The organism is Bradyrhizobium sp. STM 3557 (assembly GCF_045571465.1).
Taxonomy (GTDB): domain Bacteria; phylum Pseudomonadota; class Alphaproteobacteria; order Rhizobiales; family Xanthobacteraceae; genus Bradyrhizobium.
In genome coordinates, this window is sequence record NZ_CP120697.1 from 489,147 (window position 1) to 509,727 (window position 20,581).

A 20,581-nucleotide genomic window follows, 5' to 3' on the forward strand; every position below is an offset into this window, starting at 1 on the left:
CATCCGATGGTCGAAGCCAGCTCGACATCGTGGAACATCGTGAATGAGAATCTCGGCGACCGCGGCTACTTTGTCGCTCCGGTCGATCATCTCGTCACCTGGGCAAGGTCCGGGTCGCTGATGTGGATGACCTTTGGACTCGCCTGCTGCGCGATTGAGCAGATGCAGGTTTCGATGCCTCGGTACGATGTCGAACGTTTTGGCTGCGCTCCTCGCGCATCACCAAGGCAGTCGGACTGCATGATTGTCTCAGGCACGCTCTGCAACAAAATGGCGCCGGCGCTGCGCAAGGTCTACGACCAGATGCCGGAGCCGCGCTACGTCATTTCAATGGGGTCCTGCGCGAATGGCGGCGGCTACTACCACTATTCGTATTCCGTCGTTCGTGGCTGTGACCGCATCGTTCCCGTCGATGTGTATGTGCCCGGCTGTCCTCCGACAGCGGAGGCGCTGCTCTATGGGATTTTGCTGCTGCAGAAGAAGATCAGGCGGACAGGTACGATCGAGCGATAGATGGCCGCCGTGACGGTGGCTGGCCAATGGACGCCTGCGGACGGCCGTTACCAAATGGGGCAATCGACTGGCAGAGTGAGGAAAGCCCAATGCCGACATGCGAAACCTGTGGCAATGACTACGACAAAACCTTTCAAGTTGTCATGAAAGGCGAAGCTCATGTGTTCGATAGCTTCGAGTGCGCGGTCCAAGCGCTGGCGCCGACATGCACGTTCTGCGGAACGCGTGTGCTCGGTCACGGGCTCGAGGCCGGCGGCAAGATCTATTGTTGCAATCACTGCGCCAGCAGAGATGGCGTCGCCGAGCTCGCCGATCGCTCGTAGCCGAAGCTGATTTTGCCAAACCAGACGACCAAACCAGACAAGGAGCCGCGGATGCTCGTTCCTGGAGCAGGGGACGTGCATTTCACGCGGCTGGCGACGAATGCGTTTCTGAACCGACGGATTGACTGTCGCAAACCAAAGTCCCGTGGACGCATCGTGAAGGCGGCACCTACGGTCCAACCATGCGGAAGCGTTAACGCAATCGGCTAGGACGGGTGCACTTGGCGAGAGCGGCGCTGAACGGACGGTGAGAACGGCCGGGCGTCGGCATGATCGCGGCGGCCGTCCATTGTTTGTGCAAGCGGAAGAATGGTGAACCGCTACGGTGCCCGGCGAGGCTCGTCACGGCTGTGGAGAGGTTCGGTCTTGACCTCCTCGGCGCCCTCCGGATGGGCGATGCCAAGCTCCTTGCCGGACTGATTGCCGGGATTGTAGTGATACTTGCCTTCCTGCTTCTCGCCGGGCTGCTTCCGGTTCGGGTCTTTGTTGTCGGCCATGGGTGAACTCCATTGACATAAATCCCCTCGGTCTCCAGCCGACAACGGCGCCGCCTGACCTCCGTTCCGGGGCAGAAAAATTGGTTACAATCGTAACCATTCTGTCATCTAATCGGAGCCGCGGGACGTGGCCGAGGCCGTTCGTGCCCCGGCCGGAGGCCCGGTAAGCAAGATTGCAGTTTTCTGGCCACCGGGATGATCTCGGTGTATGCTCTGCCATTGACGTCATTCCGATCCGTCGATTTAATCCGCCGCGCTGGGATCCTGTCCACATTTGCAGAACGGCAGCCATGGCTTTGCGGCTCGTATCGATAGCGAAGGACGCGGCGCCGGCGATGGCCGAGCCGGCGGCCCGGCACCGGCGGCGCCTGATGGCCGTGATGCTGGCCGACGTCGTCAATTACAGCCACATGATGAGCCGCAGCGAGGACGAGACGCATGCGCGCGTCAGCTGCTTGGCGCGCGAGCTGATCGATCCCACCATTTCCCGGCATGGCGGGCGCATCGTGCGCAGCATGGGCGACGGCTGGCTGGCCGAGTTCGCGAGCGCGACCGATGTCGTGCGCTGTGCGCTCGAGATCCAGCGTGGCCTCGCGACCCGCCAGGCCGACGAGCCCGACCAGATCAAGCTGCGGATCGGCATCAACACCGGGGACGTGCTGGTCGATCAGCACGACATCTACGGCAACAGCGTCAACATCGCGGCGCGGCTCGAATCGCTGGCCTCGCCCGGGGCGATCTGCGTCAGCCAGAGCATCTACGACCAGGCCCGCTCGCAGCCGGGGTTCTTCTTCGCGGATCGCGGCACCCAGCGGGTCAAGAACATCCCCTATCCGATCCGTGTCTACGAGGTGTCGGACCAGCCGATTCGCCTGCCGCTGCGCACGCGCCTCGCCGTGCATTGGGGCAGTCTGGCGGTCGCCGCCGGCGTCGCCGCGGTGGCCGTGCTTGCGACCGCCGGCGTGCTGGTGTTCGGCACCGCCAATCCGGTGGTCGCCCGCACCAACAAGATCGTGGTGCTGCCCTTCAACAATATCGGCGGCAGCTCCAGCGACGACTATCTTGCAGATGCGATCACCGAGGATCTGACCAGCGAGCTGGCGCGCCTGCCGCGCGCCTGGGTCATCGCCTCGGGCACCGCCTTCACCTACAAGGACCGGCCGGACACGCCGAGCGCGATCGGCCGCGAGCTCAAGGTGCGCTACGCCCTGCAAGGCAGCGTCAGGCGCGCGGGCCCGATCGTCCGCGTCAACGCCCGGCTGATCGACACCGACAACGGCGCCAATCTCTGGGACAATTCCTTCGCCTATGAGACGAGCAGCCTGGCCGATCTGCAGGACAACATGCTAGGCCGCATCGCCACCTCGCTGAATGACGAGGTGACGGTGCCCAGCCTGCGGCACGAGATCGGCACCCTGGCCGCAGACCACAATCCCCTTGATGAGAGAATGAGAGCGATGGCCGCGACTACGGGTTACCCGACGCCGGAAAAATTCCTTGAGTCGCGTCAGAATGCGGAGGCCGGCCTCAAGGCGGACCCGGACAATGCGCGGCTGCTGGCGCTGCTGGCCCATGTCCTGATGGGCGACGTGCTGAATGGCTGGAATGGCGCCGGCAAGGCCGAAGTCGACCGCGCCGAGACCGCGGCGCGCAAGGCGATCGGGCTGGACCGCAACGTGGCGCTGGCGCACTTCGCCCTTGGCTATGTGCTGCGGCTGCGCGGCGATCATCCCGCTTCGCTGGCGTCCTTCCAGGAGGCCATCCGGATCGACCCCAACTTCGCACGCGCCTATGCCCAGGCCGCCAACGCGCTCGTCTTCGTCGGCAAGCCGGCCGAGGCGATCCCGATGGTCGAGCAGGCGCTGCAGCTCAGCCCCAACGATCCGGCCGTCGGCGTGTTCTACTGGGTCAAGGGCCGCGCCTATTTCACCTTGGGCGATTATCCCAAGGCGATCGAGGCATTGTCCGAATCGGCGCGGGTGCGACCGAATCTCTGGTATGTCCAGGCGTGGCTCGCCGCTGCCCACGCTCTCACCGATCAGGCCCCGAAGGCGAGCGAGACGCTGGTGGCGTTCAACACCAAGTTCGGCTCCGAATATACGCTCGACCGCATCACCAGGTATTATCAGGAAGAGCAGTACCAGAACCCGACGCTGCAGGCGGCATCCGCCCATGTCCTCGAGGGCCTGCGCAAGGCCGGCATGAAGTAGCGGGGGTAAAAAGGCATTTGAGGCGCGCGTCGCCGCTCAGCCGGCGTCCGTCATCATCTCCAGCATCTGCTCATAGGCCGGTCGCGCGTCGGCCTCGATCGCGGCGCGGACGTCAGGCGCGATGCGCCGCCGCTTGTCGGCGCTGTCGGCGACGAATTGGCTGACAGTGCCGTGCGGCGCCTTGGAATAGTACGCCGTGCTCCGCTGCATCCGCGCCAGCTCGGCCGCCGAGACGTTCAATCCGAACAGCGGCGCGACGGTCATCCAGATGCTCTCCGGCATGCTGTCATAGAGCACGATGCGGCCGGTCTGCGGCGCGAGCTGCCGGACCGCCGCGCAGAATCGCGTGTAGAACAATGCAATGTACGCGCCGGGCATCCGGGCGGCGGACTGCGACAGCCCGAACGCATCGAAGAACGGATTGGCGTCGTGGCCGAGCCGGCGGTACCAGACCCCGGGATCGGGGTCCTCGATGACGGAGACCGCGACATCGATGGGATCGCGGATGCAGAACACCCAGGGCGCCGTCGGAAAGGCGCGCTGCAGCTCGCGGCAATACAGCGTGTGCCAGCTTTCCAGCTTGAGCACGTAAGGCCCCGCGGCGTGCTGGGCCAGCAGCGCGCCGAAGCCGCGCAGGCTCCGCACCAGCTCGTCGGGATTGCAGGCATGCGGCGGCATCAACAGGCCATTGAGCGCCTCCGGCTGCGAGTACACGGTGACGTCGTCGAGCTGCTTCAGCGTCTGGCTGACCAGGGTCGAGCCGCATTTCGACACGTGATAGATGATGCCGCGCGGCGCGATCGCACCGAGGTCGGAAGCCTCGTCGCAAAATGACTCAAGCGGCCGCTGGTACGTCTCACGGCTGAGGCGCGCGATGGTCTCGGCGACGAAGGGATCGGTGAACGCCGTTGGTGCAATATCCTGCAGGGTCACCGCGAAGCCGTTTCCGACGCGCCTGATGCCGACCGGAAATGGGCGCGGCTGATCGGCGCTTCGGCCTGCCAGCGCGAGGTCCACCTGCTGCATCGGATCAACCGCTGCTAGAGCCTTGTCCGTTCCGATTGAATCGGAACGGGGCTCTAGCTTTTGATGCGCTTTCTTGACGCGAGCCGGTATCCACTTCGCTTGAAAACGCTCTAGCTGCGGCCGATTGAGGCGCGCATCGGCTGCGCGGTGCGTTCGGCTGCGATGTCGGAGCGCGGCTGAGCAAGGTGCTTGGCATGACAGGAGGCGTCGGCGGCGGGCGCGATCGGGCGTGCGGAAGTTGGGCGACGCCCTTGTAGCGTCGCCGCGCCGCTTCGGCAAATTCTTGCAGCTCAACGCAAGGCGCGGCTTATGCGCGCCGGCCCACCATCAGCAATATGCCGCCGAACTGCGGCAGCAGCGCCAGCAGCACCAGCCGCAGCATGGCGAAATCGTCAGCCTCCGGCTTCAGTAGGCCGTGCGAGAGCCACGCCACCAGCTTGACGGCGGCTTCGGTCTGCGGATCGGCAGTCTGCGCCACCTCCCGCGTCGCCGCGTCGAAGGCGTGCCGCCGCTCGGCGACTGCCGCCTCGCGCTCCCGGCAGTACTTGCCGACGCCGCCTTTGCATTCGCGGTCGCGCGCGGCCATGGCATCCGTGAGCTGCGCCTGCGCGGCGGCGATCGCCGGCGTCATGCGCGAGGCGCGGGCGAGGGACACCTCGCTGATATTCGTCGAGGCGAAGCCGATGCCGGCGGTGACGGCGAACACGAAGGTCAGTGTCCACACCGCCCAGCCTGCGAGCGCGATCGAGTGATGGCGCTCGTGCCAGAGCCGTGCGGCGCAGGTCGGCATGACAAGCGCGACCAGGTCGGCGGCGAGGCCGATGGCGAGAAACAGCCAGCCCGCAATGTTGCTTGAGCCGAGCGATTGGGCGAACCAGCCGTTCATCGCCATGCCGACGCCGGCGAGCGCCAGCGCGGCCGTCCGCAGCAGCAGCGAGGACGCGCTCAGGCGTGGGCGCGGTCGCACGGCCTGGTCGTCGCGCGCGACGACCTCCGGTGCGGGCGGCTCCGCCGGCAAGGCAAGCTCTGTCGATGCGGCGGGCTCCAATGGAGCGACGGGCGTCGCGGCGACCGCTTGTGTGCCTGCCTTGGCCTGCAGCCGCGCGCTCGCCGGCAGGGCCGGGCGCTTCGCCTGCGCCTCGACGAACTCCATGAAGTCGGGCGCAATCAGCGCTTCGGACCCGGGCAGTTCGTGATCTGCCGGCGTGGCGGCCTTTGCCTTGGTGGCGGCCCTAGCAACGGGCTTGGTCTTGGCTTTGGCAGGCTTGCGCGGCTTGGTGACGCGCGCCGGTTTAGGTTGGGGCTTGGTCGCCTGGGGGGGATTCCAGGGAATAATGATAGACTCATCGGCCATCGGAGCCGCTCCATTCGGTCGTGATGCCCTTGGGCAGCGCCCGCGCGGTTCAAAACCACGCTGTCGCGCCGGCATCAGGTGATGCAGAGGAGGGATTAAGGCGGCGGCCCGCACGTCCGGCAGGCTTCTCATCGATTACGGCCAGCAGCCATCGCGCGAAAAAGGTGCGTCGGGGATCGCGCAGCCCCTCTTGCTGATGGACGCAAGGCAGGCCCGCGGCGTGGAACGCCACGTTTGATGAAACGAATGGACGTCCGCGAATTTCAGATCCGCGCGGGGGCCGGGCCGGTCAGCCGAACGCCCAACACCCACTTCTTACCCAATGGTTAACACGTGATTCGGCTATGCGGAACGACCTCGCCCCGGCATCCACACGCCAGCCGCGAGATGGCGGGCGCCTGCGTCTTTGTGGACACAGCGCCATGATAATGAAAACATCATGCGAATGGGCCGCCGCGTTTTTCGTCAGCCGCTGCTGTGATAATTTTACCGCGTGAAATGGTCCTATGGCATTGGAGTTTGACGGCGAGCAGCTTCCATGAAGATCGGCCCCCAACCGGAAAAATGGCTCAGGAAAAAGGCCAAGCAGGGCATGCGCGGCTATCCGGTCGGCACCATCGCTTTCTACGGGCCCGATCGCGACCATGCCTCAAAGGTTGCCGTCGGCGTCATCGCGTATCAGGGCGCCGAGGCCGACCTGCGGCGCTGGTTCTCGGAGACGGGCGACGTGCGGAAGGATGCTGCGATCCTCTCGGCGATTGCCGAGCACCTGCGTAGCCGCGGCGTGCATTCGGTCAACATGGTCGATCGCATCATCGGCTGCCCGCACGAGGAGGGCATCGACTATCCGGAAGGCGAGAGCTGCCCGCATTGTCCCTATTGGAAGGGGCGCGACCGGTGGAGCAACGACTGACGACACCGCTTGGTTCGTCTGCACGGCGCGTGTGAGAGATGCCTGAGTTCTGATGATCTCCGCGGGCGCTATCATGAAGCCGTCGTGCTGCTCATCCGCTCCGGCTTTTGCTTGTGCAGGTTCGTGTTAGCGTCATCGCATGCGATGTCCCTGCGGCTCCGGACTTGACTATGAAGGCTGCTGCGGTCCGTTTCTCGGTGGTGAGACGAGCCCGCCGACGGCCGAGGCGCTGATGCGCTCGCGCTACACCGCCTATGTGCGCGGCGACATCGACTACATCGCCAGCACGCTCGCAGCCGAGCACCGCGCGGCGTTCGATCGCGCCGCCGCTTTAGCTTGGGCGAGGCAATCCAAATGGCTGGGTCTTCGCATCCTGCGCGTGGACGACGGTGGGCCGGGCGATCGCGAAGGGGTGGTGGAGTTCGTCGCGACCTACAGCCAGGGCGGCCAGATCATGGAGCACCACGAGGTCTCGCAGTTCCGCCGCGGCGAACGCGGTGCCTGGCGCTTCGTCAGCGGCGACACGGCCGCGCACGTGGCGGATCAGCGGCCTCACGCCTCCTCGTCGCAGCCCGTTCGTCAGAGCGCGCCAAAGGTCGGCCGCAACGACCCCTGCCCATGCGGCAGCGGCAAGAAATACAAGAAGTGCTGTGGCGGCTGATCTGCTCTAGACCGCGCGCCGGACGTGGGTTCGCGTGAAATCGTCGCCGGCATAGAGCAGAGGACAGCCATGCTCCATCGCGAGCTGATAGGCGAAGCAGTCACCGAAATTCAGACCGGCCGGATGCAGGCTTTTGCCCCAGCGCGCATGGGCGGCCGCGACACGTCGTGCCGTGGCCAGGGTGACGCTTTCGATCTCGAAGCCCAACTCCTCGATGAGACATTCCATCTCTTCACCGACATTGCGCCTGGACGCGACGATCAACGCTTCCGCGGCCGTCCCCGCGGAGATCAGAAGGTGGTCCTCCGCCTCGAGCGCGGCGATGCAGGCGTCGGCCTGCGCTTCGTTCAGCACGATGGCCATCAGGGCTGACGTATCGACCGCGATCACCGTGGCAGGCCGTCATTGCCGTAGAGGAAATCCTGGCTCCGCGCGGCGCTTTGGCCTGGCGCCGCTTTGGCCGCGCCGGCGGCACGAACCGTTTCGAGCAGCGCCCGGCGTGACGCACGACTCGGCAGAGATTTCACAGATACTAGGCGCACGGCATCCTGGCCATGCCGCGTCAGAATGACCTCGTCGCCGGCCTCGGCGCGCCGCACCAGCTCCGTCAGTTGTCCCTTGGCGTCCGTGACGGAGACTTTCATAGGTGCGATTCTTGGCGAGGACGGGACGCGCCGAATTTGGACTGTCTAATGGTCCAAATCAATGCTCCGACGCTCAGTGGCCGCTTTCAGTCCGGCTGGGGTGACCGCACGTCTTCCGGCTAAAGCAACTTCGTGAGCGATGAAGTGATCCAGAAGACCAATGACGATATGATCATGAGCTACTTCTATGATCTATGATCCCGCGACGGCTTCGCTCACCTGTGCGGCTTGAAACGTCTGCTCCTAAGATCTAGTTTCTTTCGTGCTTTCAACGCTGTGACCTATGTCCAGATCTTGCGCGAAAAATAATCCGCTTTGAACTACCCCCAAATCAGCTGCATCCTGCCGTCATCCCGCCTCATGCAGAGGGGCGTACGCGTCGTCGCGATACGTTGAGTTGCGGGGAGCGGTGGGCCGCGAGGGTGCGCAAGCGTGATCTCATCATGCGGACGATGCGTGCTGTTGCGGACGGCCAAGCCGTGTGGTCCTGGCATCCCGGTGCTGATGCCCCGCGCAATGCGTGAGCATTGTCGCGGACGCGATGATGCGAAGCATCGTCGCGAATACGGGGGCAAACAAGCCGGTCCCCGGGGAGAGCGCGGAGCAACCGTAACACCATCGCGCAGGGAAGGCCGGGATGGCTCGGCCGAACCTGTGGTAACCGCCGCGTGCATTTTTTCTTCGCACGCGGGCCATGGGGGCGGCGAGCTCCCGGCCTTCCCTGCACCCTCTCGTTTTCCGGGGGTGGATGATGCCGCCAAGGCTCGGGCGCGAATGCGCCGCGAGGACGCGAGCGGCTGCGTTGTTTGACATTCGCATCAGGCGATAGCGTCGCAGGTCCGGCTCCCGCAAGGAGCGCTGCTGACGGTCGGGGTGGCGATCTCACCTTATCATGATCGGCTGCGTTTACTGGACCGCCCGCTGGAGCCTGTCATCCAGCCGGCCGAAGACCGGACCGGGTGGCGGGCGATGACGAGTTGAGAGTGTGTCGATCGGGAGCGAAGCCGCCGTGCGGAGTAACTGGCCTCGGCCTCGGCAACCCCGTGTTGCGCCGCGACAGGGCAGCGCACCGCAGCATGCAAAATGAGACTGCCCGTCAAGCCGCGCACCCTCCGCGCGGGGCGCCAGCCTTGCCTCCTGCGCTAGCCTGCCGGCCAACACGAGGGCCGCGCAACGCACACGGCCCCGTCGCATCACGCCGGACAACGATCCGGCAGACAGAGGGAGGATCGACGATGGTGAGAGGCGGATTCGGGCTCGCAGCGCTGACGGCTCTATTATGTGCGACCACGGCCCACGCGGCCGACAAGATCAAGGTTGGCGTCACCGCGACCTTGGAAGGCACCTATACGGTGCTCGGCGAGGACGGCATGCGCGGCCACCAGACCGCGCTCAACGTGCTCGGCAAGAATGTCGGCGACAAGGAGCTGGAATTCGTGGTCGCCTCCACCGACGCCACGCCGGATTCCGCTGTTCGTGCGGTGCGCAAGCTGATCGAGCAGGATCATGTGCAGATCCTGCTGTCGCCGCTGTCAGGCGACGAGGGCATCGCGGTGAAGAATTTCGCCAAAACACATCCGGAGCTGACCTTCGTCAACGCCGCCTCCGGCGCACAGGAAGCGACCTACGTCGATCCGGCGCCGAATTTCTTCCGCTACAACATGGACGGCGCGCAGTGGCAGGTGGGCCTCGGCAAATACGCCTATGACACCAAGGGCTATCGCAAGATCGCCACCGTCGGCGAGGACTATTCCTTCATCTACACCCAGGTGTTCGGCCTGGTGCTGGAATTCTGTGGCGCCGGCGGCCAGGTCACCAACCGGCAATGGGTGCCGCTCGGCACCAAGGATTTCGCCTCCGTCATCGCGGCGCTGCCCGACGATGTCGATGCGATCTATCTCGGCCTCGGCGGCGCCGACGCCGTCAATTTCCTCAATCAGTATCAGCAGGCCGGCGGCAAGGCGCATTTGATGGGCGGCTCGATCATGATCGACCAGACCATCCTGTCCTCGAAAGGCAGCGCCAAGAACGCGCTGATCGGCACCATCGCTGCCTCTGGTCAGGCCGACACCTGGGACGATCCGAACTGGCAGAAATTCGTCAAGGCCTATCAGGACGCGTTCCCGCCAAACAAGCGCTTCCCCTCGCCCTCGCTGCTCGCCACCAACTATTACGACTCGACCATGGCGCTGATCCTGGCGCTGCGCCAGGTCAATGGCGACCTCAGCGACAACCAGGCCAAGCTGAAGGATGCGCTGGCGAAGATCGAGATCGACGCGCCGAACGGCAAGATCAAGCTCGATTCCAACCGCCAGGCGATCGGCACCAATTTCGTCACCGAAGTGGTCGATGACGGCAAGGGCGCGCTGTTCAGCAAGGTCGTCAAGGTGATCCCGAACGTGAACCAGACGCTCGGCTATGATCCGGCTGTTTTTGCCAAGATCGGCCTGCCGAGCCGCACCGTGCCGGAATGCAAGAAGTACTGACCTAATTGCTGCACCTGCGATGAGAGCCGTGCGCCAGCTTGCCGCTGGTACACGGCTCTTGAATTCCCGCACGCGTTGAGGAACGCTGCGATCAACACACAAGTCCATCCCTTAAGGAGGGAGGGCATGAGCAGGGCGCTTGCCGTCTTCCACGGCCGGTTCGGTCGTGCCACGGTGTACCAGTTGAACAGGCCCTTCAACGTGCATGCGCACCGCGAAGGCCACCTGATCTTTCATGTCGGCGGCACGCCGGCGTCGATCGATGTCTGCGACCGGCGCTACAGGCTCGGCGAGGATGCGATCGTCGCGGTCAATCCGTGGGAGCCGCATAACTTCCTGCCCGCCGATCTCGGCGATGGCGCGGTGTTCTTCGTGCTCTATGTCAATGCCGAATGGTTCGCGCCCGATGTCACGAGCGGAAAATCGCTGCGCTTCGGACGCACGCATTTCCGCCGCACCGCGGCGCTGGAAAAGCAGATCAGGCGCGCTGCGGCGCTGGTCTGCGGCGCGCCGTCGCTGTCCAGCCTCGATTGCGAGCTCCGTCAATTGATCGACATCTGCCATGACGAGAGCTGGCAATCCGCCACGGCCGAGCCGGACCAGCGTCCTTGCGCCGGCGTGACCGATTTCCGCGTCCGCAAGTCGATCCGACTGATGTCGGAGAGCCCGGGTGCGGAGATCGAGCTCGACAGCATCGCGCGCGAGGCCGGGCTGTCGCGGCCGCATTTCTATCGGCTGTTCCGCACCCAGACCGGCGTCACGCCGCATCTCTATCTCAACACGCTGATCATGGAGCAGGCGCTGGACGCGCTGGTCACGACCGAAGCGCCGATCGTCGATATCGGCTTCGACCTCGGCTTCTCCTCGCAGAGCGGCTTCACGCGCTTTTTCGCCGCCAATGTCGGCATGGCGCCAACGGACTACCGCCGTGCAGCAAAGGTGCTGCGCGCATGACGCAGCCGCGGCACGCGAAAAGAGACTGACGGTCAAATGCCGCGCAGCGGTCTGGCTAGGATCACGGACAACGCGGCCGGGGCGAAACGCCCTTGATCATAACAACGCGGCCGCGGTTCGGGAGGAACCATGCAGCGCGCCGTCGCGACGGCCCGGCACCAATCATGACCGTGACGCGCTTCATCGAGCGTCATCCGGCATGGGCGCTGATCATTCTGATCGCGGCCGGCGTGCTGCTATGGCTCGTGCTCGCGGTCTGGCCGCAGGGACTTGAGGAGGCGATCGGCCGCAAGCGCGTGTTCCTCAACGCCGTGCTCAACGGCATCACGCTGGGCGGCCTCTATTTCCTGGTGGCGAGCGGCTTCACGCTGATCTTCGGCCTGATGCGCAACGTCAACCTCGCGCACGGCTCACTCTATCTGTTCGGCGGCTATGTCGGCTATGCCATCAGCGCCGCCACCGGCTCGTGGCTGCTCAGCTTCATCGTTGCGTTCGTGGTGGTGGCGCTGGTCGGCGTGCTGCTGCAGCTCGTGGTGTTCCGCCGAATGGAGGGCGAGGAGCTGCGCCAGACCATGGTGACGATCGGGCTCTCCATCGTGTTCGCCGACCTGATGCTGTGGGCCTGCGGCGGCGATTTCTACCAGATCGCAACGCCAAGCTGGCTGATCGGCCCGGTGCAGCTGCCGTTCGTCACCGCCGTGAAATCGTCAGGCGAGGCGGTTTATCTGCAATATCCGCTGGTGCGGCTGGTGATCTTCCTGGCGTCGGTCGTGATCGGCATCCTGATGTGGCTGGCGCTGAACCGTACCCGCGTCGGGCTGATGGTGCGGGCCGGCGTCGATGACCGCGACATCCTGGCTGCGACCGGCGTGCGCATCCAGCTGGTGTTCGTCGGCGTGTTCGCGCTCGGCGCCGGGCTTGCAGGCATAGCCGGCGTGGTCGGCGGCACCTTTCAATCGCTGTCGCCGGGCGAGGATACGCGCTTCCTGCTGGCTTCGCTCGTGGTCGTCATTGTCGGCGGCATGGGCTCGATTCCCGGAGCGGCGCTGGGCGCACTGATCATCGGCCTCGCCGAGCAGCTCGGCTCGGTCTATATCCCGACCTACGCCATCGTCGTCACCTTCCTGATCATGGTGCTGGTGCTGGCGCTGCGGCCGCAGGGCCTGCTCGCGAGGCGCTGATCATGTCCCTCGCCGAACGCGCTCCTCTGCATGCCAGGCCGCCGGCCGCAGCGGCGCTGCCGCAGTCTGTTGCGCCGCCCTGGTCGATTAGCGAGCATCCGCTGCCGTGGCTGGTCGCGATCATCCTGCTGATCATGCCGCTGCTCGCCAACGGATTCTTCCTGATCGAGATCTTTGGCACCACGCTGATCCTCGGCACCATCGCGCTCAGCCTGATGTTCCTGGCCGGCTATGGCGGCATGGTCAGCCTGATGCAGCTCACCGTGGCGGGCTTCGCCGGCTACATGGTCGGCGTGTTCGGCGTCTCCGGCAGCGCCAATATCAGCCTTGGCTGGCCCTGGTGGCTCGCGGTCCCGACGGCGCTCGCGCTGGCGGCCGCGTTCGGCACGCTCGGCGGCGCGCTCGCGGTGCGGACCGAGGGCATCTACACGATCATGATCACACTCGCGATCGGCGCGGCATTCTACTACTTCACCAATCAGAACTGGGCGATCTTCAACGGCCATACCGGGCTGAACACCATCGCCACGCCGCGGGCCTTCGGTGTCGACTGGCGCGCCGACATTCCGTTCTACTATGTGACACTCGGGGTCGCCGCGGCGTGCTACTTCGCGGTCATTTACATCGCCCGTGCGCCGTTCGGCCTCGCGCTGCAGGGCCTGCGCGACAATCCCCGCCGGATGGCGGCGCTCGGCTTCCACGTCAACGCGCACCGCATCGCGGCTTACGCGATCGCCTCGCTGATCGCAGCCTTGGGCGGCGTGCTGCAGGTCTGGAACTACCGGCAGATCTCGCCCGGCTCGGTCGCGGTGGAGCGCTGCATCGATATCCTGATCATCGCAGTGGTCGGCGGTATCACCCGGCCGATCGGCGCCTATATCGGCGCGTTCATTTTCGTCATCCTGCGCACGTTCGCGCTCGACGTGCTGGTCCAGCTCGGTCTCGACGGCAACCGCTTCCGCCTGCTGATCGGCGCGGGCTTCCTGGTCATCGTGTTCTGGTCGTCGGATGGCCTTGTCGGCCTGTGGGAGCGCTGGCGCCGCCGCGGCGCGCAGACGCAGCGAGGCGCGCATCATGGATAGCGTCGCGCAGCGCCTGCAGGCGATCGGCTCGGACGCGGCGCTGGAGCTGCGCGGCGTCACCCGCATGTTCGGCGCGCTCGCGGCATTGACCGACATTACGATCACGGTACGGCCGGGCGAGCGGCGCGCGGTGCTCGGCTCCAACGGCGCCGGCAAGACCACGCTGTTCAATTGCGTCACCGGCGATTTCCTGCCGACCTCCGGCACCATCCGTTTCTTCGGCGAGGATATCACCCGCTTCCCACCCTATGAGCGCATCCGGAGGGGCTTACGCCGCACCTACCAGATCTCGGCGCTGTTTCCCGGGCTCACAGTGCAGGACAATATCTATCTCGCCTGCCGCGGCGTCTCGCGCGGCCGCTTCTCGCTGCTCCGCGCAGGCGCTAATGACGTGCTGATGCATGCGGCCGAGACCCTGATCCAGGCCGTGCATCTGACGCCGGCCAGGGATCGGCGGGTCGCCGAGCTCGCGCATGGCCAGCAGCGCCAGCTCGAGATCGCGCTGGCTCTCGCCGGCGCACCGCGCTTCATCCTGTTCGACGAGCCGGCCGCCGGCCTGTCGCCGACCGAGCGGCGCGAGCTGATCGAGATCCTGACCTCGCTGCCCCGGCACATCGGCTACATCATCATCGAGCACGACATGGACGTCGCGCTGCGCGTCGTCGAGAGCGTGACGATGATGCACAACGGCCGCATCTTCAAGGAGGGCCTGCCGCAGGAGATCGAAGCCGATCCCGAAGTCCAGGAGCTCTATCTTGGAGCCGGCCATGAGTGACCGCAGCGCCACGCGTCCCGCACTCGAGGTCCGCGGCCTCGACGTCTACTATGGTCATTCCCACGCGCTGCAAGGCGTCGATCTCACGCTGCCATCCGGCGTGTTCTCGGTGGTCGGCCGCAACGGCATGGGCAAGACCACGCTGTGCAAGACCATCATGGGCCTGCTGTCGCCGCGCGCAGGCTCCGTACGGGTGCGCGGCCAGGACATCACTCGGTTCAATCCTGCGAGCATCGCCCGTCTGGGCGTCGGCTATGTCCCGCAAGGGCGGCGTCTCTGGCGATCGCTCACTGTGGACGAGCATCTGCGGCTGACCGCGGGCATCCGCCCAGGCTCATGGACGATCGAGCGCATCTACGACACCTTCCCGCGGCTTGCCGAGCGCAGGAACAATGGCGGCGGGCAGCTCTCGGGCGGCGAGCAGCAGATGCTCGCGATCGGACGCGCGCTGCTCACCAATCCGCATCTCCTTGTCATGGACGAGCCGACCGAAGGCCTGGCGCCTGTGATCGTCGCGCAGGTCGAGGACATGCTGGTGCGCCTGGGCGATGACGACGAGATCTCAGTGCTGGTGATCGAGCAGAACATCGGCGTCGCCACCGCGATCTCGAAGAACGTCGCGATCATGGTCAACGGCCGCATCAATCGCATCATCGATTCGGCGCGGCTTGCCGCCGATCGCGACCTTCAACAGCGGTTGCTCGGCGTCGGCGTTCATGCCGAGGCCGATATCGAGATGGTGCAAGCCAGCCCGCAGGCGGGCGCTGCTGCAGCGCCGCGTCCGCGAAGCGGTGGGCCGATCCGCGTCTATATCTCCAATCCGACGCCGCCGACGCGCTGGTCGCAACCGGTGCCGATCGCACGGATCGAGGCGGCTGCGCGCACGCTGTCGACAGGGGTCACGCAGCTTGAGACCGCGGCGCGGCGAGTCGAACCGACTCGGTCATCCCAGCCGTCAGGTCCACCTGTGGTGCTGGTCGCGGGCACGCTCGACACCAAGGGCGACGAGCTGCGCTTCATCCGCGACATCATCGTGAGCGCCGGCCTGCGGGCGCGGCTGGTCGATCTCTCCACCAGCGGCAAGGCCGCGACCTGCGATGTCTCGGCGCAGGAGATCGCGCTCAACCATGGGCGCGGCGGCGCCGCGGTGTTCGGCGCCGATCGCGGCAGCTCCGTCACCGCCATGGCGGACGCTTTCGCCAACTGGCTGCGCCGCCAGAGCAATGTCGTGGGCATCATCTCGGCGGGCGGCTCCGGCGGCGCCTCCTTGGTCGCGCCTGCGATGCGCGCGCTGCCGGTCGGGGTGCCGAAGCTGATCATCTCGTCGGTGGCTTCCGGCGATGTCGGCCCTTATGTCGGCCCGGCCGATATCACCATGATGTATTCGGTGACCGATGTGCAGGGCCTGAACTCGATCTCGCGCACAGTGCTTGCCAACGGCGCGAACGCGCTGATCGGCATGGTCAAGGCGCAGCTCGATGAACGCGGCAAGCAGACGCGCGATCGCAGGGAAGACTTGCCGGCGATCGGCATCACCATGTTCGGCGTCACGACGCCGGCGGTGCAGAAGATCACCGCTGATCTTCGCAGCGATTTCGAGTGCCTGGTGTTCCACGCCACCGGCGTCGGTGGCCAGTCGATGGAGAAGCTGGTTGATTCCGGCGTGCTGGCCGGCGTCATCGACCTCACCACGACCGAGGTCTGTGACCTGTTAATGGGCGGCGTGTTTCCGGCGACCGAGGACCGTTTCGGCGCGATCATCCGCAACCGCCTGCCTTATGTCGGCTCGGTCGGCGCGCTCGACATGGTCAATTTCGGCAGGCCGGAGACGATTCCCGACCGTTACCGGCAACGCAAATTCCACGTCCACAATCCGCAGGTGACCTTGATGCGCACCACCGCGGAAGAGAACGCGCGGATGGGGCGCTGGATCGGCGAGCGCCTCAACCAGATGGACGGGCCGGTGCGCTTCTTCCTGCCCGAGGGCGGCGTATCGGCACTGGATGCTCCTGGCCAGCCGTTCTGGGATCTGGATGCGGATGCGGCACTGTTTCGTGCGCTGGAGCAGACCGTGCGCCAGACCGGCAGCCGTCAGGTCATCCGTATCAAGCGCAATATCAACGAGCCGGAATTCGCGGCCGCGGTGGCGGGCGCGCTGCGCAGTCTGGTCGGCCGCGCTAGTGCGCGCCGAAGAGTGGCGAGGTGACCGATGGCCCGGTTTGAACGAGCGTCACTGCTGCGGAAATTCCGCGCCATGGTGGCGAAAGGCGAGCCGATCGTCGGCGGCGGTGCCGGCACCGGCCTTTCGGCCAAATGCGAGGAGGCCGGCGGCGTCGATCTGATCGTGATCTACAATTCCGGTCGCTATCGCATGGCCGGCCGCGGCTCGCTCGCCGGGCTGATGCCCTATGGCGACGCCAACGCGATCGTCATCGAGATGGCAGGGGAAGTGTTGCCGGTAGTGACGAAGACGCCGGTGCTCGCCGGCGTCAACGGCACCGATCCGTTTCGCGACATGGATGTGTTCCTGGATCAGCTCAAGGCGCTGGGCTTCGCTGGCGTGCAGAACTTCCCGACCGTCGGGCTGATCGACGGTGTCTTCCGCGCGAACCTTGAAGAGACAGGCATGTCGTATGCGCTTGAGATCGACATGATCGCAAGGGCGCGGGAGAAGGATCTGCTGACCACGCCCTACGTGTTCAGCGAAGCCGAGGCGGCTGCGATGGCGATCGCCGGCGCCGACATCATCGTCTGCCATCTTGGCCTGACCACCGGCGGCGAGATCGGCGCGCAGACCGCACTCAAGCTCGAAGACTGTCCGGCGCGGATCGATGCCTGGGCCGCGGCAGCGCTCAGCGTCAATCCGGAGATCCTGGTGCTGGCTCATGGCGGCCCGATCGCCGAGCCGGCGGATGCGGATTTCATCATGAAGCACACGCGTAAATGTCACGGGTTCTACGGCGCATCGTCAATGGAGCGCCTGCCGGTCGAGCGGGCGCTGACGGAGCAGGTTCGCCGTTTCAAGGCGATCGGAGCCCGATGAAGGTCAAGGGAGGGAAGCGATGTCCGGGAATCTGATCGGCGAATTGATCCTCTGGCTGATCATCGCGATCGTCGTGATCGTGATCGCCGTCTATATCGTGAACTGGCTGTACCACCGCTCGTCCAAGGAAGTGTCGTTCGTGCGCACCGGTTTCCTGGGTGAGCGGGTGGTGATCAATGGCGGCGCCTTCGTGCTGCCGTTCATCCACGACACCACGCCGGTCAACATGAACGTGCTGCCGATGGGGATCACGCGCGCCAGGCAGGACGCGGTGATCACGCGCGATCGCATGCGCGTCGACATCGAAGCCGATTTCTATGTGCGGGTGCAGCCGACCCGGGAAGCGGTCGCGATCGCCGCGGCCACGCTCGGCCGGCGCACGATGGAGCCGGAGCAGCTCTCGGCGCTGCTGTCGGGCAAGTTCGTCTCCGCCATCCGCTCGGTCGCGGCCGAGATGACGATGGAGCAGATGCACGAGCAGCGCGGCGAATATGTCGCGCGGGTCAAAGCGGCGGCGGCCGAGGCGCTGGCGCAGAACGGCCTCGAGCTCGAATCGGTCGCGATCACCGATCTCGACCAGACCGATCTCGAATATTTCAACCCGTCGAATCGGTTCGACGCGCAGGGCCTGACCAGCCTGATGGAGGAGATCGAGGCCAAGCGCAAGCTGCGCAATGATATCGAGCAGGACTCGATGATCCGCATCCGCACCCGCAATCTCGAAGCCGAGCGGCAGGCGCTCGATATCGAGCGCGAGAGCGAGACTGCGCGGCTGGAGCAGGAGCGCGACATCGAGATGCGCCGGGCGCTGCAACGCACCGAGGTGGCGCGTGAGCGCGCGCTGCGCGAGACCGAGGCCGAGCAGGCCCAGATCATGGCGCGCGAGGCGATCGAGAAGTCGCGCATCGCCAACGAGCTCGCCATTGCCGATGCGCGCATCGCCTCCGAGCGCGACACCCGCCACAAGGAAATCGAACGCATGCGCGCGGTCGAGGAAAGGGAGCTGCTGGCACGGGAGGAGATCGAGAAGGCGCGGATTGCCAATCAGCGCGCGATCGACATGACGCGCATCGCCAGCGAACGCGAGGTGCGGCAACGCGAGATCGAACGCACCCGCACGGTCGAAGAGGCCGAGATCGCGGCGCGCGAGGCGGTCGAGAAGGCGCGCATCCAGCAGGACCGCATCGTCACCGACGCCCGCATCGCCAACGAGGAGGAGACGCGGCGGCGCGAGATCGAGCGGACCCGCGCGGTGGAGGAAGCCGAGATCGCGGCCCGGGAGGCGACCGAGAAGGCGCGGATCGCGCAGACCATGACGGTCAATGTCGAGCGCATCGCCTCCGACGAGCGCACCCGGGCGCTGGAGATCGCGCAGGTGCGGACCATCCAGGAGGCCGAGATCGCGGCGCAGCAGGCGGTGGAGGCGGCGCGCATCGCGCGCGAGCGGACGCTCGCGGCCGAGCGCATCAGCTCCGAGCAGGCGACGCGCCGGCTCGAGATCGAGCGCAACCAGGCGCTCGATGTCGCCGGCATCACCGCGCGCGAGGCGATCGAGGCCAGCCGCATCGCGCAGGAGGAGCGGGTGCGGGCGCTGGAAATCGCGCGGACCCGTGCGGTCGAGGAAGCCGACATCGCCTCGCGCGAGGCCATCGAAGCGGCACGCATCGCGCAGGAGAAGGCGGTTGCGGCCGAGCGCATCCGCGCCGAGCAGGAAACCCGCAGGCTGGAGATCGCACGCACCGAGGCGATCGAAGCGGCCGAGCTGAAACGGCGCGAGGCGGTCGAGCGGCAGCGCATCGATGTCGAGCTGGCGCTGGAGACAGAGCGGATCGCCTCTTCGAAGACGCGCGAGGTGCTCAACATCGACCAGAAGAAGGCGATCGAGCTCGCCGACGAGGCCCGGGTGATTGAGCTCGCCGCCAAGCGCTCAGAGCGGATCGATGCCGACCGCCAGGTCAAGGAAGCCGAGATCAAGGCGCGCAAGGAGGTCGAGACCGCGGATGTGACGCGCGAGCAGGCGTTAGAGGCGGCGCGGCTGGAGCGGCGCCGTTCGATCGAGCAGCTCGAGGTCGGGCGCGTGCAGGCGCTGCAGGAGGCAGAGATCGCCGCGCGCGAGGAGGTCGAGCGCGCGCGTATCGCCTCCGATCGCGGGCTGGACGAGGCGCGCATCGGACGCGAGCGCGAGCTGCGCAAGCTGGAAGTCACGCGAGAGAAGGATGTCGAGACCGCGCTGATGGAGAAGGCGATCGCGCTGCACCAGAAGTCGCTGGAGGAGTCCGCCGCGCGCGCTGCGGCTGAAGAAGCGCGGATGCGTGCGACCGAAGCAGCCGAGCGCGTCGTGACCGCGCGAGAAAGCGAGGTCGCCAGGCGCCGCAAGACCGTCGAGGTGCTGCTCGCGGAGAAGCAGGCGGAGGAGACGCGGATCGCCGCCGAGGCCGAGCGGGTGCGCTCGGCGGTGGAAGCGGAAGCGCAGCGCATGCTCAACGAGGCCGAGAACGTGCTCAGCGACCAGGCGCGCTACTCGCTGTTCCGTCGCAAGCTGCTCGATCGCATCGAGGGCATCGTACGCGAGAGCGTGAAGCCGATGGAGAAGATCGAGGGCATCCGCATCCTCCAGGTGGATGGTCTCAACGGGCACGGCGGCAAAGGCAATGGCAATGGGGGACGCAGCGCTACGGACGAAGTGATCGACTCGGCGTTGCGCTACCGGGTGCAGGCGCCGCTGATCGATTCCATTTTGTCCGACATCGGGGTCGAGGGCGGCAGTCTCGCCAAGATGCCGGGGCTGATCCGCGAGGCTCGCGATATGCAGGGCATCAAGGATGCCGCACGGAAAGCTGATGGTAAGCCGCCGGCCGCACCAAGCGGTGGTGCGGAGCCGGCGGCCGACCGCGGGCCGAAGAAGAAGGGTTGATGCAC

Annotated in this window: 17 protein-coding genes; 12 read left to right on the top strand and 5 right to left on the bottom strand. The window is 65.9% G+C overall.

Annotated features, from left to right (window positions below; genetic code table 11):
• The first annotated feature begins 6 nt into the window (after window positions 1-6).
• Entirely contained in the window at window positions 7-513 is a 507-nt protein-coding gene (locus tag P6U24_RS02290; RefSeq protein ID WP_407157598.1) for a NuoB/complex I 20 kDa subunit family protein, read from the top strand.
• A gap of 643 nt (window positions 514-1,156) precedes the next feature.
• On the opposite strand, the gene P6U24_RS02295 is transcribed toward P6U24_RS02290, so the two are convergent.
• Complete coding sequence (locus P6U24_RS02295) at window positions 1,157-1,333, bottom strand: hypothetical protein (RefSeq protein ID WP_407157599.1); 177 nt, start codon at window positions 1,331-1,333, stop codon at window positions 1,157-1,159.
• 290 nt (window positions 1,334-1,623) lie between these two features.
• On the opposite strand from P6U24_RS02295, the gene P6U24_RS02300 reads away from it, so the two are divergent.
• The gene (locus P6U24_RS02300) at window positions 1,624-3,543 is read left to right on the top strand and encodes an adenylate/guanylate cyclase domain-containing protein (protein ID WP_407157600.1); all 1,920 of its coding nucleotides are present in this window, start codon (window positions 1,624-1,626) and stop codon (window positions 3,541-3,543) included.
• Window positions 3,544-3,579: 36 nt separating this feature from the next.
• On the opposite strand, the gene P6U24_RS02305 is transcribed toward P6U24_RS02300, so the two are convergent.
• The gene (locus P6U24_RS02305; protein ID WP_407157601.1) at window positions 3,580-4,569 is read right to left on the bottom strand and encodes a hypothetical protein; all 990 of its coding nucleotides are present in this window, start codon (window positions 4,567-4,569) and stop codon (window positions 3,580-3,582) included.
• Window positions 4,570-4,876: 307 nt separating this feature from the next.
• Window positions 4,877-5,923 (bottom strand): hypothetical protein, encoded by a 1,047-nt coding sequence (locus P6U24_RS02310; protein ID WP_407157602.1) that lies wholly within the window; start codon window positions 5,921-5,923, stop codon window positions 4,877-4,879.
• A gap of 538 nt (window positions 5,924-6,461) precedes the next feature.
• Here P6U24_RS02310 and P6U24_RS02315 point away from each other — a divergent pair.
• Both P6U24_RS02315 and P6U24_RS02320 read left to right on the top strand, forming a co-directional pair.
• Window positions 6,462-6,836, top strand: coding sequence for a hypothetical protein (locus tag P6U24_RS02315; RefSeq protein WP_407157603.1), 375 nt, complete (start codon window positions 6,462-6,464; stop codon window positions 6,834-6,836).
• Window positions 6,837-6,975: 139 nt separating this feature from the next.
• Window positions 6,976-7,497 carry a YchJ family protein gene (locus tag P6U24_RS02320; protein ID WP_407157604.1) on the top strand — a complete coding sequence of 174 codons (522 nt, stop codon included), beginning with the start codon at window positions 6,976-6,978 and terminating at the stop codon, window positions 7,495-7,497.
• A gap of 6 nt (window positions 7,498-7,503) precedes the next feature.
• Here the strand turns inward: P6U24_RS02320 and P6U24_RS02325 are convergent, their stop codons facing one another.
• Together P6U24_RS02325 and P6U24_RS02330 are read right to left on the bottom strand one after the other, a co-directional pair.
• A complete protein-coding gene (locus tag P6U24_RS02325) occupies window positions 7,504-7,887 on the bottom strand; it encodes a type II toxin-antitoxin system VapC family toxin (RefSeq protein WP_407157605.1) in 384 nt (127 codons plus the stop codon).
• Window positions 7,884-8,141 (bottom strand): type II toxin-antitoxin system Phd/YefM family antitoxin, encoded by a 258-nt coding sequence (locus P6U24_RS02330; protein ID WP_407157606.1) that lies wholly within the window; start codon window positions 8,139-8,141, stop codon window positions 7,884-7,886. Before P6U24_RS02330 ends, P6U24_RS02325 begins: the two co-directional genes overlap by 4 nt.
• Window positions 8,142-9,376: 1,235 nt before the next feature.
• Between P6U24_RS02330 and P6U24_RS02335 the strand changes: the two genes are divergently transcribed.
• The 8 genes from P6U24_RS02335 (at window position 9,377) to P6U24_RS02370 (ending at window position 20,576) form a co-directional block, all read left to right on the top strand.
• Entirely contained in the window at window positions 9,377-10,627 is a 1,251-nt protein-coding gene (locus tag P6U24_RS02335) for an ABC transporter substrate-binding protein (protein ID WP_407157607.1), read from the top strand.
• 126 nt (window positions 10,628-10,753) lie between these two features.
• A complete protein-coding gene (locus P6U24_RS02340) occupies window positions 10,754-11,581 on the top strand; it encodes an AraC family transcriptional regulator (RefSeq protein WP_407157608.1) in 828 nt (275 codons plus the stop codon).
• Window positions 11,582-11,751: 170 nt separating this feature from the next.
• Window positions 11,752-12,762: a branched-chain amino acid ABC transporter permease gene (locus P6U24_RS02345; RefSeq protein ID WP_407160742.1), complete on the top strand. Its 1,011-nt coding sequence runs from the start codon at window positions 11,752-11,754 to the stop codon at window positions 12,760-12,762.
• 2 nt (window positions 12,763-12,764) lie between these two features.
• A complete protein-coding gene (locus tag P6U24_RS02350) occupies window positions 12,765-13,844 on the top strand; it encodes a branched-chain amino acid ABC transporter permease (RefSeq protein ID WP_407157609.1) in 1,080 nt (359 codons plus the stop codon).
• Window positions 13,837-14,619, top strand: coding sequence for an ABC transporter ATP-binding protein (locus P6U24_RS02355; protein ID WP_407157610.1), 783 nt, complete (start codon window positions 13,837-13,839; stop codon window positions 14,617-14,619). Before P6U24_RS02350 ends, P6U24_RS02355 begins: the two co-directional genes overlap by 8 nt.
• Window positions 14,612-16,825: an ABC transporter permease gene (locus P6U24_RS02360; protein ID WP_407157611.1), complete on the top strand. Its 2,214-nt coding sequence runs from the start codon at window positions 14,612-14,614 to the stop codon at window positions 16,823-16,825. Before P6U24_RS02355 ends, P6U24_RS02360 begins: the two co-directional genes overlap by 8 nt.
• 3 nt (window positions 16,826-16,828) lie before the next feature.
• Window positions 16,829-17,662, top strand: a complete 834-nt coding sequence (locus tag P6U24_RS02365) for a phosphoenolpyruvate hydrolase family protein (protein ID WP_407157612.1) — start codon at window positions 16,829-16,831, stop codon at window positions 17,660-17,662.
• A 19-nt stretch (window positions 17,663-17,681) separates the two neighbouring features.
• The gene (locus P6U24_RS02370; protein WP_407157613.1) at window positions 17,682-20,576 is read left to right on the top strand and encodes a flotillin domain-containing protein; all 2,895 of its coding nucleotides are present in this window, start codon (window positions 17,682-17,684) and stop codon (window positions 20,574-20,576) included.
• Window positions 20,577-20,581: the final 5 nt, after the last annotated feature.

Excerpts from the sequence above, each read along its gene's own strand:
- P6U24_RS02290 (WP_407157598.1), top strand. The coding sequence starts at position 7 with ATGGTCGAAGCCAGCTCGACATCGTGGAACATCGTGAATGAGAATCTC.
- P6U24_RS02310 (WP_407157602.1), bottom strand. The coding sequence starts at position 5,923 with ATGGCCGATGAGTCTATCATTATTCCCTGGAATCCCCCCCAGGCGACC.
- P6U24_RS02330 (WP_407157606.1), bottom strand. The coding sequence starts at position 8,141 with ATGAAAGTCTCCGTCACGGACGCCAAGGGACAACTGACGGAGCTGGTG.
- P6U24_RS02300 (WP_407157600.1), top strand. The coding sequence starts at position 1,624 with ATGGCTTTGCGGCTCGTATCGATAGCGAAGGACGCGGCGCCGGCGATG.
- P6U24_RS02340 (WP_407157608.1), top strand. The coding sequence starts at position 10,754 with ATGAGCAGGGCGCTTGCCGTCTTCCACGGCCGGTTCGGTCGTGCCACG.
- P6U24_RS02295 (WP_407157599.1), bottom strand. The coding sequence starts at position 1,333 with ATGGCCGACAACAAAGACCCGAACCGGAAGCAGCCCGGCGAGAAGCAG.
- P6U24_RS02365 (WP_407157612.1), top strand. The coding sequence starts at position 16,829 with ATGGCCCGGTTTGAACGAGCGTCACTGCTGCGGAAATTCCGCGCCATG.
- P6U24_RS02315 (WP_407157603.1), top strand. The coding sequence starts at position 6,462 with ATGAAGATCGGCCCCCAACCGGAAAAATGGCTCAGGAAAAAGGCCAAG.
- P6U24_RS02350 (WP_407157609.1), top strand. The coding sequence starts at position 12,765 with ATGTCCCTCGCCGAACGCGCTCCTCTGCATGCCAGGCCGCCGGCCGCA.
- P6U24_RS02370 (WP_407157613.1), top strand. The coding sequence starts at position 17,682 with ATGTCCGGGAATCTGATCGGCGAATTGATCCTCTGGCTGATCATCGCG.
- P6U24_RS02355 (WP_407157610.1), top strand. The coding sequence starts at position 13,837 with ATGGATAGCGTCGCGCAGCGCCTGCAGGCGATCGGCTCGGACGCGGCG.
- P6U24_RS02360 (WP_407157611.1), top strand. The coding sequence starts at position 14,612 with ATGAGTGACCGCAGCGCCACGCGTCCCGCACTCGAGGTCCGCGGCCTC.
- P6U24_RS02320 (WP_407157604.1), top strand. The coding sequence starts at position 6,976 with ATGCGATGTCCCTGCGGCTCCGGACTTGACTATGAAGGCTGCTGCGGT.
- P6U24_RS02305 (WP_407157601.1), bottom strand. The coding sequence starts at position 4,569 with ATGCAGCAGGTGGACCTCGCGCTGGCAGGCCGAAGCGCCGATCAGCCG.
- P6U24_RS02335 (WP_407157607.1), top strand. The coding sequence starts at position 9,377 with ATGGTGAGAGGCGGATTCGGGCTCGCAGCGCTGACGGCTCTATTATGT.